At 65.7% G+C, this 15849-nt stretch carries 14 protein-coding genes; 13 read left to right on the forward strand and 1 reads right to left on the reverse strand.

Annotated elements, in window-relative coordinates; all coding sequences use genetic code 11:
- Positions 1 to 63: 63 nt before the first annotated feature.
- Positions 64 to 735, reverse strand: coding sequence for an outer membrane protein OmpA (gene ompA / locus O9335_RS10280; RefSeq protein WP_298387500.1), 672 nt, complete (start codon positions 733 to 735; stop codon positions 64 to 66).
- A gap of 263 nt (positions 736 to 998) precedes the next feature.
- Between ompA and gyrA the strand changes: the two genes are divergently transcribed.
- From gyrA to O9335_RS10345, 13 genes are all read left to right on the forward strand, one after another.
- On the forward strand, positions 999 to 3635 hold the full coding sequence (gene gyrA, locus O9335_RS10285; RefSeq protein WP_298387503.1) for a DNA gyrase subunit A: 2637 nt from the start codon (positions 999 to 1001) through the stop codon (positions 3633 to 3635).
- A complete protein-coding gene (locus O9335_RS10290; protein ID WP_298387506.1) occupies positions 3632 to 4219 on the forward strand; it encodes a hypothetical protein in 588 nt (195 codons plus the stop codon). Before gyrA ends, O9335_RS10290 begins: the two co-directional genes overlap by 4 nt.
- 23 nt (positions 4220 to 4242) lie before the next feature.
- Positions 4243 to 5352, forward strand: coding sequence for a 3-phosphoserine/phosphohydroxythreonine transaminase (serC, locus tag O9335_RS10295; RefSeq protein ID WP_298387510.1), 1110 nt, complete (start codon positions 4243 to 4245; stop codon positions 5350 to 5352).
- Entirely contained in the window at positions 5345 to 6466 is a 1122-nt protein-coding gene (gene pheA / locus O9335_RS10300) for a prephenate dehydratase (RefSeq protein WP_298387513.1), read from the forward strand. Before serC ends, pheA begins: the two co-directional genes overlap by 8 nt.
- A 25-nt stretch (positions 6467 to 6491) precedes the next feature.
- Entirely contained in the window at positions 6492 to 7412 is a 921-nt protein-coding gene (locus O9335_RS10305) for a prephenate dehydrogenase/arogenate dehydrogenase family protein (RefSeq protein WP_298387516.1), read from the forward strand.
- The gene (locus O9335_RS10310) at positions 7412 to 9424 is read left to right on the forward strand and encodes a bifunctional 3-phosphoshikimate 1-carboxyvinyltransferase/cytidylate kinase (RefSeq protein ID WP_298387519.1); all 2013 of its coding nucleotides are present in this window, start codon (positions 7412 to 7414) and stop codon (positions 9422 to 9424) included. The genes O9335_RS10305 and O9335_RS10310 overlap by 1 nt, the downstream gene beginning before the upstream one ends.
- 145 nt (positions 9425 to 9569) lie before the next feature.
- Entirely contained in the window at positions 9570 to 11279 is a 1710-nt protein-coding gene (gene rpsA / locus O9335_RS10315) for a 30S ribosomal protein S1 (RefSeq protein ID WP_298387522.1), read from the forward strand.
- A 94-nt stretch (positions 11280 to 11373) separates the two neighbouring features.
- Positions 11374 to 11679, forward strand: coding sequence for an integration host factor subunit beta (locus tag O9335_RS10320; protein WP_298387526.1), 306 nt, complete (start codon positions 11374 to 11376; stop codon positions 11677 to 11679).
- Positions 11680 to 11704: 25 nt separating this feature from the next.
- Entirely contained in the window at positions 11705 to 12013 is a 309-nt protein-coding gene (locus tag O9335_RS10325) for a LapA family protein (RefSeq protein ID WP_298387528.1), read from the forward strand.
- Positions 12003 to 13133 carry a lipopolysaccharide assembly protein LapB gene (locus O9335_RS10330; RefSeq protein WP_298387531.1) on the forward strand — a complete coding sequence of 377 codons (1131 nt, stop codon included), beginning with the start codon at positions 12003 to 12005 and terminating at the stop codon, positions 13131 to 13133. The genes O9335_RS10325 and O9335_RS10330 overlap by 11 nt, the downstream gene beginning before the upstream one ends.
- Entirely contained in the window at positions 13133 to 13873 is a 741-nt protein-coding gene (locus O9335_RS10335; RefSeq protein WP_298387533.1) for a glycosyltransferase, read from the forward strand. The genes O9335_RS10330 and O9335_RS10335 overlap by 1 nt, the downstream gene beginning before the upstream one ends.
- A gap of 38 nt (positions 13874 to 13911) precedes the next feature.
- Positions 13912 to 15384 (forward strand): MBOAT family protein, encoded by a 1473-nt coding sequence (locus O9335_RS10340; RefSeq protein WP_298387536.1) that lies wholly within the window; start codon positions 13912 to 13914, stop codon positions 15382 to 15384.
- The coding region (locus tag O9335_RS10345) for a hypothetical protein (protein ID WP_298387539.1) at positions 15384 to 15849 on the forward strand (466 nt) is incomplete at its 3' end. The genes O9335_RS10340 and O9335_RS10345, both read left to right, overlap by 1 nt.

The following is a 15849-nucleotide window of genomic DNA, read 5'->3' on the forward strand; positions in this document are numbered from 1 at the left end:
GTTTGGAAAGCGACATGAAAAAGCCCCGCCGAGGCGGGGCTCTTGCTTCAAGCAAGCCGGGCCTTACTTGGGCTGGATGGTGCGAGTGCCGACCACTTCGATCTCCACGCGACGGTTCTTCGCGCGGCCTTCGGCCGTCTTGTTGTCGGCCACCGGGCTGTTCTCACCCTTGCCTTCGGTGTACACACGGTTCGCGTCGATGCCCTTGCTGACCAAGTAGGCCTTCACGGCTTCGGAACGACGGGCCGACAGCTTCTGGTTGTACTCGACCGAACCCACGCTGTCGGTGTGACCCACGGCGATGATGACTTCCAGCGTGATGCGACCGAGCTTGCTGCTCAGATCGTCCAGCTTGGCCTTGCCTTCGGGCTTCAGCACGGCCTTGTCGAAGTCGAAGAACGCGTCAGCAGCGAAATTCACCTTCTCGATGGTGGGCTTGGGCGGAGCAGGCGGAGCCTTGGGCGCGACCGGGGCTGCAGGCGCGGCCACCGGGGCCGGAGCCGGGGCGGGCTTGGGCGCTTCCACCTTCGGTTTGGCAGCGCCGTCGCATTCGGCGGCTGCGGTGGCCGGCGTCCAAACAGCATTGCGCCAGCAGTATTCGTTGGTGCCGTTCTTCCAAACGGTGCCATCGGTGGCGCGCCAGTTGTCGCCGCCCACCTTCACCTGAGCAACGGCCGCGGTCGAAGCCAGCGATGCCAACACGAGCATCGAGGCCAAACGGGTCAAATTCTTCATAGTTCTCCTCTCAAGGACGGCGCGATGTCGACGCGCGGATGGTCTGCAAAAACCTCTCAAGGGATGCCCGAAAACCACAGAGCTTCCAGTGACCGGAAGATTCTGCCATGGGGCTTTCCACCAATGCATTGTGCGGGCGGCCCATGACGGTTCCGCCGGCTTGTTGCTCGAGAACGACAGCCCGCGCCTCATAGAATCTCGCCTTTCGCCGCCCCTCCAGCCACCCTGACGCGCACCGGCGCCTCAGAGGGTGCTCGCCCCCCATGACTTCGCCCCAGTTCGCCAAGGAAACCCTGCCCATCAGCCTCGAAGAGGAGATGCGCCGCTCCTACCTCGACTACGCGATGAGCGTGATCGTGGGACGCGCGCTTCCCGATGCGCGGGATGGCCTCAAGCCGGTACACCGTCGCGTGTTGTACGCGATGCACGAACTCAACAACGACTGGAACCGGCCCTACAAGAAGTCGGCGCGCATCGTGGGCGACGTCATCGGTAAGTACCACCCCCACGGTGACAGCGCGGTATACGACACCATCGTTCGCATGGCGCAGGATTTCAGCCTGCGCCACATGCTGGTCGACGGTCAGGGCAATTTCGGCTCGGTGGACGGCGACAACGCGGCGGCGATGCGATACACGGAAATCCGCTTGTCGAAAATCGCGCATGAAATGTTGGCCGATATCGACAAAGAAACCGTCGATTTCGGACCCAACTACGACGGCTCGGAAAAAGAACCCCTGGTTTTGCCCACCCGGTTGCCGAATTTGCTGGTCAATGGATCGGCGGGTATCGCGGTGGGCATGGCCACCAACATTCCGCCACACAACCTCAACGAGGTGGTGGACGCCTGCCTGCACATGCTGCGTCACCCGCAGGCATCGGTCGATGACCTGATGGCCTTCATCCCGGCGCCCGACTTCCCCACTGCCGGCATCATTTACGGGCTGGAGGGCGTCCGAGAGGGCTACCGGACCGGGCGGGGCCGCGTGGTCATGCGGGCCAAGGTCCACTTCGAAGACATCGACCGCGGCCAACGCCAAGCCATCATCGTTGACGAGATTCCCTACCAGGTCAACAAGAAGACCCTGTTGGAGCGCATCGCCGAGTTGGTCCACGAGAAGAAGCTCGAAGGCATCAGCCACATCCAGGACGAGTCCGACAAGTCGGGCATGCGGGTGGTGATCGAGCTCAAGCGCGGCGAAGTGCCTGAAGTCGTGTTGAACAACCTGTACAAGCAGACGCAACTGCAGGACAGCTTCGGCATCAACATGGTGGCGCTGGTGGACGGCCAGCCCAAGCTTTGCAACCTGCAGGACCTGATCTCGGTCTTCTTGGAGCATCGCCGCGAAGTCGTCACCCGGCGCACCGTGTTCGAGCTTCGCAAGGCGCGCGAACGCGGCCACGTGCTGGAAGGCTTGGCGGTGGCCCTGGCCAACATCGACGAGTTCATTCAGATCATCAAGAACTCGCCGACACCGCCCGTGGCCAAGGCCGCCCTGATGGCCAAGGGGTGGGACAGCGGCCTGGTGCGCGACATGTTGTCGCGTGCCGAAGCGGCCAACCCAGGCGGCGCCGCCGCCTACCGCCCCGATGGGTTGGAGCCCGAGTTCGGTTTGCAGCCGTCGGGCCTCTACCACCTCAGCGACACGCAAGCCAACGAGATCCTGCAGATGCGTCTGCAGCGCCTGACCGGTCTGGAGCAAGACAAGATCGTCGGCGAGTACAAAGACGTGATGGCGCAGATCGCCGACTTGCTCGACATCCTGGCCACGCCGGAGCGAGTGACGACGATCATCGGTGACGAATTGGCCGCCCTGCGGCAAGAGTTCGGCCAAACCAAATTGGGTGCGCGCCGCAGCCAGATCGAGCGCAACGCGCTGGAATTGGGTACCGAAGACCTGATCACTCCCACGGACATGGTGGTGACATTGAGCCACAGTGGCTACATCAAGAGCCAGGCCCTGAGCGAGTACCGCGCCCAGCGTCGCGGCGGTCGCGGCAAACAGGCCACCGCCACCAAAGAAGACGACTGGATCGACCAACTTTTCATCGCCAACACCCACGACTGGATCTTGTGCTTCAGCAACCGCGGTCGGGTGTATTGGCTGAAGGTATGGGAAGTGCCGCAAGGCTCGCGCAACTCGCGTGGCAAGCCCATCGTCAACATGTTCCCGCTGCAAGCCGGCGAGAAGGTCAATGTGGTCTTGCCTTTGACGGGTGAATTCCGCAGCTTCCCTGACAACCACTTCGTGTTCATGTGCACAGCGCAAGGCACCGTGAAGAAGACAGCGCTCAACGAGTTCAGCAACCCGCGCAAGGCCGGCATCATCGCGGTCGACCTCGACGAAGGCGATGTGCTCATCGGCGCGGCCCTGACCGACGGCCACCACGACGTGATGCTCTTCAGCGACGGCGGCAAGGCGGTCCGCTTCGACGAGGACGACGTGCGCGCCATGGGTCGCCAAGCCCGCGGGGTACGGGGCATGCAATTGGAAGACGGTCAGTCGGTCATCGCCATGCTGGTGGCCGAGGACGAGTCCCAATCCGTCTTGACCGCGACCGAGAACGGCTTCGGCAAGCGCACGTCCATCGTGGAGTACACCCGCCACGGCCGCGGCACCAAAGGGATGATCGCCATCCAACAAAGCGAGCGCAATGGCAAGGTGGTCGGCGCCACGCTGGTGCGGCCGGAAGACGAGATCATGCTCATCACCGACAAGGGGGTGCTGGTGCGCACCCGCGTCGCTGAAATCCGCGAACTCGGACGCGCCACCCAGGGCGTCACCCTGATCGCGCTGGACGAGGGCGCCAAACTCAGCGGCTTGCAGCGCATCGCCGAAAACGATGCCGGCGGCGATGCCGAACCCAACGACACCCCAGGCGAAGAAAGCCAAGAATGAAACACCAACTCGGGCGCCAAGCCCTGACCGTCCTTGCGCTGGCCCTGTTGGCCGGCGGCGTCCAAGCCCAAGGGGCTGAAGCGGAAAAGAGAGCCCTGGTGGCCAAGATCTTGAAGGCCCAACAACCGGGGATCGAACAGTTCGCCATCGGCCTGGCTCAGGGACCGATGCAGCAAATGCTGCGCAATGCCGAGCAAGTGGTCATGGCGCGGGTGCCCGCTGACAAGCGAGAAGCCACCGCCAAAGCCATGGTGGGCGAAGCGCAAGCCGCTCTGAAGGACTTGACGCCCACCCTGAAGGCCAGTGCGATGAAGCACGCCCAGAGCAGCTTTGGCAGCACCCTGGAGGGCAAGTTCAGCGTGGCCGAACTGAAGGAAATCGCCCAGGTGTTGGAGTCGCCCACGATGCGTCGCTTCAACCAAGTGGGTCCCGAGATGCAGCAGGCCTTGGCCCAAGCGATTGCCAACGACACCAAGGGGGCCGTTGAGCCTCGCTTGAAGGCCCTGGACCAGAAACTGGTGCAATTGGTGAACGCGGCGCTGCCCCCTCCCCCAGCCAGCCCCGACGCCCCCAAGCAGCCCTGACCCTTGCACCACCACTGACCACCATGCCGCCGCGTCCGTACAACTTTTCAGCGGGCCCTGCGGCCCTGCCCCTGCCTGTGTTGGAGCGGGCCGCTGCCGAAATGACCGACTGGCACGGTTGCGGCATGGGGGTGATGGAGATGAGCCATCGCGGGGCTGAGTTCGGCGAGATCATGTCTCGCGCTGAGCGCGATCTGCGTGCACTGGCTGAGGTGCCGGACGACTTCGCGGTGCTGTTCATGCAAGGCGGCGCCCTGGCCGAGAACGCTTTGGTGCCCATGAACCTGGCCCACCACGGGCGCGTCGACGTCGGCGTGAGCGGCGCATGGTCGGCCAAGAGCGCTGCCGAGGCCCAACGCTATGCCGAGGTGCGCCGCGTCTTCGACACCAGCAGCGACGGCTTCACGTCGCTGCCCGATCCCGCCACGTGGCGACTCAGCGACGACGCCGACTACCTGCACCTGTGCAGCAACGAAACGATCGACGGCGTCGAGTTTCACGACCTGCCCGACCTGCGCGCATTGGGCTCCAAGGCCCCGTTGGTGGTGGACTGTTCGTCCAACCAGTTGTCGCGCCCCTTCGACTGGAGCCGAATCGGTCTGGCTTTCGGCGGCGCCCAAAAGAACATCGGTCCTGCGGGGCTCACCTTGGTGTACGTGCGTCGTAGCCTGCTGGGTGGCGCCGATGCAGCCTGCCCGAGCGCATTCGATTTCGCCCGCGTGGCGCGCGAGGGCTCGATGTTCAACACGCCGCCCACCTACGCCATCTACATCGCAGGCCTGGTGTTCGAGTGGGCCTTGCAGTTCGAGTACCGCGGTCTGCGGGGCCTGGGCGCGATCGAAGCTCAGAACATCGACAAAGCCGCCCTGCTCTACAGCGCCATCGACGCCTCCGGCCAGTTCGAAAACCGCGTGACCCCGGCTGCGCGTTCGCGCATGAACGTGCCCTTCTTCCTGCGGCGCGAAGAACTGACGGGTATCTTCCTGGCCGAAGCCAAGGCCGCCGGGTTGCTGCAACTCAAGGGCCACAAGAGCAAGGGCGGCTTGCGTGCCTCGCTCTACAACGCCATGCCGCTGGCCGGTGTCGAGGCCTTGGTTGCGTTCATGAAGGACTTTGAGCGACGCCATGGCTGATTCCCCCTCCCCCGTGCCGGCGGCCGATGACGCGGCCCTGCTGGCGCTGCGCACGCAGATCGACGCCGTCGACCGCGAACTGTTGGGTCTGCTCAACCGTCGCGCCCGGCTGGCTCAGGACGTGGGCGACATCAAGCGGCGCGAGGGTGCCATCGTCTTCCGACCCGAACGGGAAGCCAAAGTCATCGGCGGGCTCAAGGCCGACAATCCGGGGCCACTGCTGAACGACAACATCGCGCCCATCTGGCGCGAGATCATGAGCGCCTGCCGGGCCTTGGAAACGCCCACCCGGGTGGCCTACCTGGGGCCGGCCGGCACCTTCAGCGAACAGGCCGCGCTGGGCTACTTTGGCAGCAGCATCGTCAAGGTGCCCTGCACGAGCATCGACGAGGTGTTCCGCGTGACGAGCGCGGGCGCCGCCGATTTCGGCCTGGTGCCGGTCGAAAACAGCACCGAGGGCGGCGTGGCCCGCACCTTGGATTTGCTGCTCAGCACGCCGCTGTTCATCATTGGCGAAACCAGCCTGTTCGTGCGCCACAACCTGCTGCGCGCGCTCGACACCATGGACGGCATCGAGGCCGTGTGCGCCCACCCGCAAGCCCTGGCGCAATGCCACGCTTGGCTGTCGGCCCACCTGCCGCATGTGGAGCGGCGCCCGGTGGCCAGCAATGCCGAGGGTGCCCGCTTGGCTGCCGCCGACCCTCGATTGGCCGCCATTGCCAGCACCCGGGCTGGCAGCGAGTACGGCTTGCACGTGGTGGCCCCCGCCATCCAGGACGACGCCCACAACCGCACGCGCTTTGCCGTGCTGACGCAGCCCGAGCGCCACCCCAGCCCGCGCGCCAGTGGGCGCGACTGCACAAGCTTGGTGGTGTCGGTGCGCAACCGCCCCGGCGCCTTGCACGACCTCACGCTGCCGCTCAAAGAGCACAGCGTGTCCATGACCCGATTCGAGTCGCGTCCAGCTCGCTCGGGGGGGCAGTGGGAGTACTACTTCTACATCGACCTGCAAGGCCACCCCGACGAGCCCCGTGTGGCCTCGGCCTTGCAGGCGCTTCGAGAATGCTGCGCCTTCTTCAAGGTGCTGGGCACGTATCCTCTGGACACCCACTGAGCCCGCCACGACCTGATTCGACTGCATGACCCGCCTGCCCCGCCCCCAATTTCAGCAACTCGGCGTCATCGGCTGCGGCCTCATCGGTGGCTCTTTCGCGCTGGCCATGAAGCGAGCCGGGCTCGTCAAGCGCGTGGTGGGCTACAGCAAGTCACCGTCCACGACCGAATTGGCCAAGAAGATGGGCGTCATCGACGTGGCGGCCGAATCGGCCTTGCTGGCGGTGTCGGGATCGGACTTGGTGCTGCTGGCGGTGCCGGTGGCAGCCACGGAGGCGACGCTGCGTGCCATCCGCCACCTGGTGGCGCCCGGCACGCTTTACATGGACGTCGGATCCACCAAGGCCGATGTGGCCCAGGCCGCCCAGCGGGTGCTCGGCGATCTGTCGGCGCACTTCGTGCCGGTGCACCCCATCGCCGGCAAAGAGCACTCGGGCGTCCAACACGCCGACCCCCTGTTGTTCCAGGGCCGTCAAGTGGTCCTGACGCCGCTGCCGGAAAACGATCACGCGCAGGTTCAGCGTGCCGCCGCCACTTGGGCGGCCTTGGGCTGCAAGGTGCTGCGCATGACACCTGAAAACCATGACGCCGCCTACGCGGCCGTGAGCCATCTGCCCCACCTGCTGGCCTACGCTTACATGCAGGCTGTGATGCGCCAACCCTCTGGCCGCGAATACATGGAGTTGGCCGGCTCGGGGTTTCGTGACTTCACCCGCATCGCCGGTGGCGATGCGGCCATTTGGCGCGACATCTTGATGGCCAACCGCGAAGAAGTTCTGCATCAGGCCCAGCGCTTCCGCATGTCCCTCGACCGGCTGGAAGGCCTGTTGCGCACCCAGGACGCACCGGCCCTGGAAGCCTTGCTCAAGCCGATCAGCGACACCCGCAACGCCTGGGCTCCGGCCTTCACCACGGGCGACGAAGGCGAACCCAGCTCCAAGTTCTGATGTACACGATCCCCTTCCTGGACCTGCCGCCCCTGCGTGCAGCCCTGGGCAGCGTCACCCTGCCTGGCTCCAAAAGTATTTCGAACCGCATCTTGTTGATGGCGGCCCTGGCCGAGGGCCGAACCGAGATCCACGGGTTGCTTGACGCCGACGACACCCAAGTGATGCTCGCAGCGCTGCGCAGCCTGGGCGTGGCATGGCAACGCGACGGCTCCGTCGTCAGCGTTCAAGGCATGGCGGGTCGGGTGCCCCAGCCTCAAGCGGAGCTCTTCTTGGGCAATGCCGGCACGGCCATGCGCCCGCTGGCAGCCGCGCTGGCGCTGCTGGCGGCGCGCGACGGTGGCGACTACCAACTCCGCGGCGTGGCCCGGATGCACGAGCGCCCCATCGGCGACCTGGTCGATGCGCTGCGCGGCTTCGGCTGCCGCGTCGAGTGCTTGGCCCAAGAGGGTTACCCCCCCTTGCGGCTTCACGGCCCAAGCTCATTGCGGCTGGACCAACCCGTGCGTGTGCGCGGCGATGTGTCCAGCCAGTTCCTCACGGCGCTGCTGATGGCCTTGCCCCTGGTGGCGACGCGCGACATCGTCATCGAGGTCGAGGGCGAACTCATCTCCAAGCCGTACATCGACATCACCCTTGCCCTGCTGGCCCGTTTCGGCGTGGTGGTGCGGCGCGAGGGTTGGCAGCGCTTCACGCTGCCCGCCGGCTGCCGGTTGCGTGCGCCGGGTGTCGTGCATGTGGAGGGCGATGCATCCGCCGCCTCGTACTTCATCGGCTTGGGCTCACTGGCCGCGCAAGGAGAACCCTTGCGCATCGACGGGGTGGGGCGCGATGCGCTGCAAGGCGACGTGCGCTTTGCCGACGCCGCTGCAGCCATGGGGGCCGACATCCGCCTGGAGCCCAATGCCTTGTTGGTGCAGCGCGGCCGCTGGCCCCTGCGGGGCATCGAGTGGGATTGCATCGCCATCCCCGATGCGGCCATGACCTTGGCCGTGATGGCGCTTTACGCAGACAGCCCGACGCTGCTGACGGGCATCGGCAGTTGGCGGGTCAAGGAAACCGACCGCATCGCCGCGATGGCCACCGAATTGCGCAAACTGGGCGCGCAGGTGGACGAAGGTGACACCTGGCTGCGCGTGCACCCCTTGCGCGATTGGCGCGCCGCCAGCATCCACACCTACGACGATCACCGGATGGCGATGTGCTTTTCCTTGGCCGCACTCAACCCCCTGATCGCCTCCGCGCCGGTTCCCGTTCGCATCCAAGACCCGGCCTGCGTGGCCAAGACCTACCCCGAATACTTCGAGACCTTCTTCGGCTTGGTGCAAGCCGATGCGGCTGACGTGCCCGTCGTCTGCGTGGACGGCCCCACCGCCTCGGGCAAGGGCACGCTGGCCGACGAAGTGGCGCGGGCGCTGGGCTTTTGGGTGCTCGACTCCGGTGCGCTCTACCGGGCCGCCGCCTTGGCGGCGCAACGCACGGGCATCGATTGGCAAGACGAGGCCGCCGTGGCCGCCCTGGCCGCCACCCTGCCGCTGCGTTTCCTTGGCGGGCGGGTGCTGTTGGACGGAGACGACATCACCGACGCGCTGCGCGACGAGGCCATCGGCTTGGGCGCCTCGACCGTGGCGGCTTTGCCAAGCGTTCGCCAAGCCCTGCACGCCCTGCAACTGGGCTTTCGGCGTGCGCCGGGCCTTGTGGCCGATGGTCGCGACATGGGAACAGCCATCTTCCCCGACGCCGCGCTCAAGGTTTTCCTCACGGCCACCGCCGAGCAACGGGCGGAGCGTCGGCACAAGCAATTGATTTCCAAAGGAATTCCGACTACGATGGCGGGCTTGCTTGCTGACTTACAAGCGCGCGACGCGAGGGACAAAACCCGCAGCGCCTCGCCCTTGAAGCCGGCCGAAGACGCGAAGCGGCTCGACAACTCCGACCTCAGCATCGAAGCCTCGGTGCAGCAGGTGTTGGCGTGGTGGGCCGAGACGCGCCCCTTCACCGGCAAGGATTGAAGTTCCCCGGCCCTGGGGCGACCCTGGGCCTTTTTCGCAGCCTGCCGCAACCCGGCGGGTTTGAACAACCCGCAGGCGCCTCCCGCCTGTGCAACCACCCCGGTGGCAGCCTCAGGGCCAGCCGATCGGACTTGAAAGCCAATCCATGAACCAAACCCCAACCGCCGCCGCGGCCGAATCCTTTGCCGCGTTGTTCGAAGAATCGCTCCAGCGCGCCAACATGCGCTCGGGCGAAGTCGTCTCGGCCGAAGTCGTCCGCGTCGAACACAACTTCGTGGTGGTCAATGCCGGCCTCAAGAGCGAAGCCTACGTGCCGCTTGAAGAGTTCAAGAACGACCAAGGCGAACTCGAAGTGGCCGTCGGCGACTTCGTGTCCGTGGCCGTGGACGCCGTGGAGAACGGCTACGGCGACACCATCCTGAGCCGCGACAAAGCCAAGCGTTTGGCCTCGTGGCTGAGCCTGGAAACCGCGCTGGAGTCGGGCGAGTTCGTCACCGGCACGGTCAGCGGCAAGGTCAAGGGCGGCCTCACGGTCATGGTCAACGGCATCCGCGCCTTCCTGCCGGGCTCGCTGATCGACACCCGTCCGGTCAAGGACTTGTCCCCGTTCGAGGGCAAGACCATGGAATTCAAGGTCATCAAGCTCGACCGCAAGCGCAACAACGTCGTGCTGTCGCGCCGTGCCGTGGTCGAAGCCTCGATGGGCGAAGAGCGCGCCAAGCTGCTCGAAACCCTGTCCGAAGGCGCCATCGTCAACGGCGTGGTCAAGAACATCACCGAGTACGGTGCCTTCGTGGACCTGGGCGGTATCGACGGCCTGCTGCACATCACCGACATGGCGTGGCGCCGTGTCCGTCACCCGAGCGAAGTGGTGACGGTGGGTCAAGAGCTGACCGCCAAGGTCCTGAAGTTCGACGCCGAGAAGAACCGCGTCTCGCTGGGCCTCAAGCAACTGGGCGACGACCCCTGGATGGGCGTGGCCCGCCGCTACCCGAACAGCACCCGCCTGTTCGGCAAGGTCACGAACATCGCCGATTACGGTGCGTTCGTCGAGATCGAACCCGGCATCGAAGGCCTGGTGCACGTCTCCGAAATGGACTGGACCAACAAGAACGTCGCGCCCTCCAAGGTCGTCACCCTGGGCCAGGAAGTCGAAGTCATGGTCCTGGAAATCGACGAAGACAAGCGCCGCATCAGCCTGGGCATGAAGCAGTGCCGCGCCAACCCGTGGGAAGAGTTCGCCGAGAACTTCAAGCGCGGCGACAAGGTCAAGGGTCCGATCAAGTCGATCACCGACTTCGGCATCTTCATCGGCCTGGCTGCTGGCATCGACGGCTTGGTGCACCTGAGCGACCTGTCTTGGAACGAAACCGGCGAAGCCGCCGTGCGCAACTTCAAGAAGGGCCAAGAAGTCGAAGCGATCGTGCTGGCGGTGGACGTCGAGCGCGAGCGCATCTCGCTGGGCATCAAGCAGATGGACAGCGACCCGTTCACCAACTTCACCGCGGTGAACGACCGTGGCGCCACCGTGACCGGCAAGGTCAAGACCGTGGACCCGCGCGGCGCCGAAATCGAGTTGGCCGACGACATCGTGGGCTACCTGCCCGCCAGCGAAATCAGCCGCGACCGTGTCGAAGACGCCCGCAACGTGCTGAAGGAAGGCGACGAAGTCACCGTGCTGGTGATCAACGTCGACCGCAAGTCGCGCTCGATCAAGCTGTCGATCAAGGCCAAGGACGACGCCGACTCTCAAGAAGCGATGAAGGCCCTGTCGGCCACGTCCGAGCGCGAAAGCGCCGGCACCACCAGCTTGGGCGCCCTGCTGCGTGCCAAGCTGGACAAGGGCGGCAACTAAGCGCGCCCCACCCCCGCGGCCTGTGCCGTGGGGGCGCTATCCTGCACGGCCCGCTGACCTCCCGGCAGCGGGCCTTTTTCGTCCGACGACCGCCATGACTCGCTCCGACCTCGTCACCCTGCTCACCGAGCGCTTTCCGCAGATCCCGCAGCGCGACATCGAGTTCGCCGTGAAGACCCTGCTGGATGCGATGAGCGATGCCCTGGCCCGAGGCCAGCGCATCGAGATCCGGGGCTTTGGCAGCTTCAGCGTCAGCCGCCGCCCGCCGCGCATGGGTCGCAACCCCCGCACCGGCGAGCAAGTGCCCATCCCTGAAAAGCGCGTGCCGCACTTCAAGCCCGGCAAGGCGCTGCGCGAGGCCGTGGAGCACCTCGACCTCCCCGCCAAGAAGGCCGACTGAGGCGGCACGCACCCACAATGCGGCCATGCGCCTGTTGACCTGGCTCGTCCGAGCTTTCCTCTTCTTCACGCTGTTTGCCTTCGCGCTGAACAACTTGCACGACGTGACGGTGCACTGGTTCTTCGGCCACCAATGGCGAGGCCCCTTGGTCATCGTGGCCCTGGTGGCATTTGGCTTGGGCGCGGCCTTTGGCATCGTGGCCATGGTGCCGGCGTGGTGGCGGCAGCGGCGGGCTCACGCTCGGGCTCAAGCGCCAGCCAACCCTTCGGTCTCGGCCGGTGAGCCCAGCTCGCCGCCGGATGCGCCACCCCCGGTGATCCGCGATGGCCTTTGACCTTCGCTGGCTGCTGCTGGTCATTCCCATCGCGTTTGCGCTGGGGTGGTGGGCATCGCGCTTGGACCTGCGACAAGCCAAGCGGGACCCGCGCGACGCGCCGCAGAGCTACTTCAAAGGTTTGAACCTGCTGCTGAACGAGCAACACGACAAGGCCATCGACGCCTTCATCGAAGCCGTGCAGCACGACCCCGACACCGCCGAGTTGCACTTCGCCCTGGGCAATCTGTTCCGCCGCCGCGGTGAAACCGAGCGCGCCGTGCGCGTGCACGAGCACCTGCTGGCCCGCGGCGATCTACCCGCCTCCGAGCGGGACCGAGCGCAGCATGCGCTGGCGCAAGATTTTTTCAAAGCGGGTCTGTTCGACCGAGCCGAGGCCGCGTACCGGGCTTTGGCCGGCACGGCTCATGCCCTGGACGCCGAAATGGCCCTGCTGAGCTTGTATGAGCGCAGCCGCGACTGGGCGCGTGCCGGTGAGGTGGCTGCGTCCTTGGAGGCCAGGGGCGCCGGGAGCTTCGCCATGCGCCGCGCTCAGTACCTCTGCGAACAGGCGTTGAGCGCGCACGCGCAGGGCCAGGCCAACGAGGCCCAGGCCCTGTTGATCCAAGCCCAATCCTTGGCCCCCAGCCACGCTCGGGCCCGGGTGTTGCAGGGCCAGTGGGCCCTGCAGTCGGGCGACGCTGTGGCGGCCCTGCAGGCCTTCGACGGCCTGCGCGCCGCCAATCCGCAAGCCTTCGTGCTGGTGGCGGGGGCCTACGCCGAAGCCGCCCTGAAGGCTGACCGCGTCGCGCCAGCCGCCGAAGCCTTGGCGCAACACCACGAGCAAGAGCCTGCCCTGGCCCTGCTGCTGGCGCTCAACCGCTTGTCGCCCGAACGGGCGGCCGAGCGCCTCGCAACCCACCTGCAAGGGCAACCGTCGCTGAACGCGGCTCGGCACCTGCTGGCCTTGCAGGACGAGCCCGTGGCCCCTGGCGTGATGCGCGCCATCGACGCGGCGGCCAAACCCCTGCTGCGCCATCGCTGCGCCGCCTGCGGCTTCGAGGCAGCGCACTACTTCTGGCAATGCCCGGGCTGCCTGAGTTGGGACAGCTTCCCGCCCCGACCCGTGGAGGAACTCTGATGACCCCAAGCACCGGCGATCGTTTCGTCATCTGCATGAAGTGGGGCACGAAGTACGGCCCCGAGTACGTCAACCGGCTCTACGCCATGGTGAGCCGCCACCTGCGTGGCGCCTATCGCTTCGTCTGCTTCACGGACAACACCATCGGCGTGCGCCCCGAAGTCGAGTGCTTCCCGCTGCCGGAATTGGCCCTGCAAGCGAGCCGGTTGGACGGCGGCTGGCGCAAGCTCAACAGCTACCAGGCCGACCTGTATGGGCTCAAGGGTCAAGCCTTGTTCCTGGACCTGGACGTTGTCATCGTCGACGACATCACGCCCTTCTTCGAGTTCCCGGGCGAGTTCCCCATCATCAAGGACTGGAAGCGACCCTGGCGCGTGACGGGCAACTCGTCGGTGTACCGCTTCACCTTGGGTGCGCACGTGGACCTTCTGGAGCACTTCATCGCCCACCAGAGCGACATCCGCGCCAAGCACCGCAACGAGCAGGAATATTTGAGCCACTACCTGCACGAGCAGGGGAAGCTGGTGTACTGGCCCAAGGCCTGGTGCGCCAGCTTCAAGTACCAGTGCCTGCCACGCTGGCCGCTCACCTTCTGGCAAGAGGCGCGCATTCCCGAGGGCTGCCGCATCGTCATCTTCCATGGTGAGGTGAACCCACCCGACGCCATCGCTGGCAGGCGAAACAAGGCCTTCAGCGGCATGAAGCCCGTGCCCTGGGTGGCCGAGCACTGGCGCGAATGAACGTCTAGCGCGCCGCCGCCTGCGCCCGCACCCATCTCATGGTCTTTTCGTCGCACGCCTTTTTGGTGTTCATGCTGGTGTTGCTGGCGGTTTACGCCGGTGTCACGCGCTGGGCGCCTCGCCACGCCAAGCTCACGCTGGTGCTGGCCTCGCTGCTGTTCTACGGCTGGACCATCCCCGCCTACCTGGTGCTGCTGGGTCTGTCGCTGGCCTTCAACTACGTGCTGTCCGCCGGCCTCGCTGGCCCGCAACCCGAAGGGCGACGCCGCCTGCTGCTGACCCTGGGCGTGGGCGCCAACCTCGCCTTCATCGGCTACTACAAGTACTTGGACTTGTTCATCGGAGGCCTCAACGGCGCCTTCGACGTCGGCCTGCCCCTGCAGCACATCGTGCTGCCCATCGGCATTTCCTTCTTCACCTTCCAGCAGATCGGGTATCTCGTGGACGTGGCCGAGGGCCATGTGGAGCGCCCCAGCGTGCTGGACTACACCTTGTTCATCACCTTCTTCCCGCAGCTCATCGCCGGCCCCATCGTGCAGCAAAGCCATTTCCTGCCGCAGGTGCACGCCAAGGTGGACTGGCGCTTGCGGGCGCAGGATGTGGGCCTGGGGCTGGCGCTGTTTTCGATGGGTCTGTTCAAGAAGACGGTCCTGGCCGACAACATCGGCCGCTACACGGACGCCATCTTCACCACGGCCCAAACCACGCCCCCCGGAACGCTGGACGCCTGGATGGCCGCCATCGGCTACAGCTTTCAAATCTATTTCGACTTCAGCGGTTACTCCGACATGGCGGCCGGCTTGGCCTTCCTGTGGGGGTTTCGCATGCCGCTGAACTTCTTCAGCCCCTACAAAGCCCACAACATCATCGAGTTCTGGCGGCGCTGGCACATCTCGCTGTCCACTTTCCTGCGCGACTACCTCTACATCCGCCTGGGCGGCAACCGCCATGGTTTCTCTCGCACCATGCTGGCCTTGATGGTCACCATGCTGTTGGGGGGCCTGTGGCATGGCGCAGGCGTGCAGTTCATCGTCTGGGGCGGCCTGCACGGGTTGTTCTTGGTGCTGAACCACAGTTGGCGACGCTGGGTGGGCCATCTTGACGCGCCGCTGTCGTGGTGGCGCCACGCCGCGGGTGTGCTCTTGACCTACGCCGCCGTGTGCGTGGCTTGGGTCTACTTCCGCGCCGGCAGCTTGGACGAAGCCAACCGCATGGTGGCGGCGATGTTCGGTCTGGGCGCGCCCGAGTCGTTCACGCCCACGTCGCGCGGCATCGTCACATTCGTGGGGTTGTACTTCCTCATCGCTTGGGCCTTGCCGAACACGGTGCAGTTGTTCGCGCGGCATCACATCTACCTGCCCAACAAGGCCTTTGCGCCGGCCATGGCTCAGGCCGCCGAGGGGTTTGGCTACCGCCTCACCCGCGGCTGGGCGGCGGTGACCGCGCTCACCCTGACCGTGGGCTGGTTCGCCATCAGCAACCTCAGCCCCTTCCTGTACTTCCAGTTCTGATGCAAGCGCCCCGTCAACACCTGCGCTGGATCCTCGGCATGACCGCCGCGTGCTGGGCGCTGGCCATCGGCATCAACGCCAGCGCCTTCTTCCTAATCGCCGCCCCGGAAAACCAGCGCCTGCTGCAAAACAACGTCGGCTGGGAACGCACCTACAAGCCCATGATTCACGACCGCCTGCAACCGCAGGTGGCGGTCTTTGGCGCCAGTTGGGCGCGAGACGCGTTCGACTACGAAGAAACAACGCAACTCCTCGGGCGGCCCTTCTTCAACCACGCCGTGTCTGGCGGTTACCCGTACGAAAACCGACGCTTCTTGCAGTCGGCGTTGGCGGGCGGGCGGCTCGACACGGTGGTGCTCAACCTGAACTCCTTCATCCGCCACCCGCGCCAAACGCAGTTTCAGTACGGGTTCAACGACGGCCTGCTGAACGTGCACCCCGACGGCAGCCCCAACCCGCAAAAGG

Origin of the sequence: Inhella sp., from assembly GCF_027532025.1 — a bacterium.
Classification (GTDB): domain Bacteria; phylum Pseudomonadota; class Gammaproteobacteria; order Burkholderiales; family Burkholderiaceae_C; genus Inhella.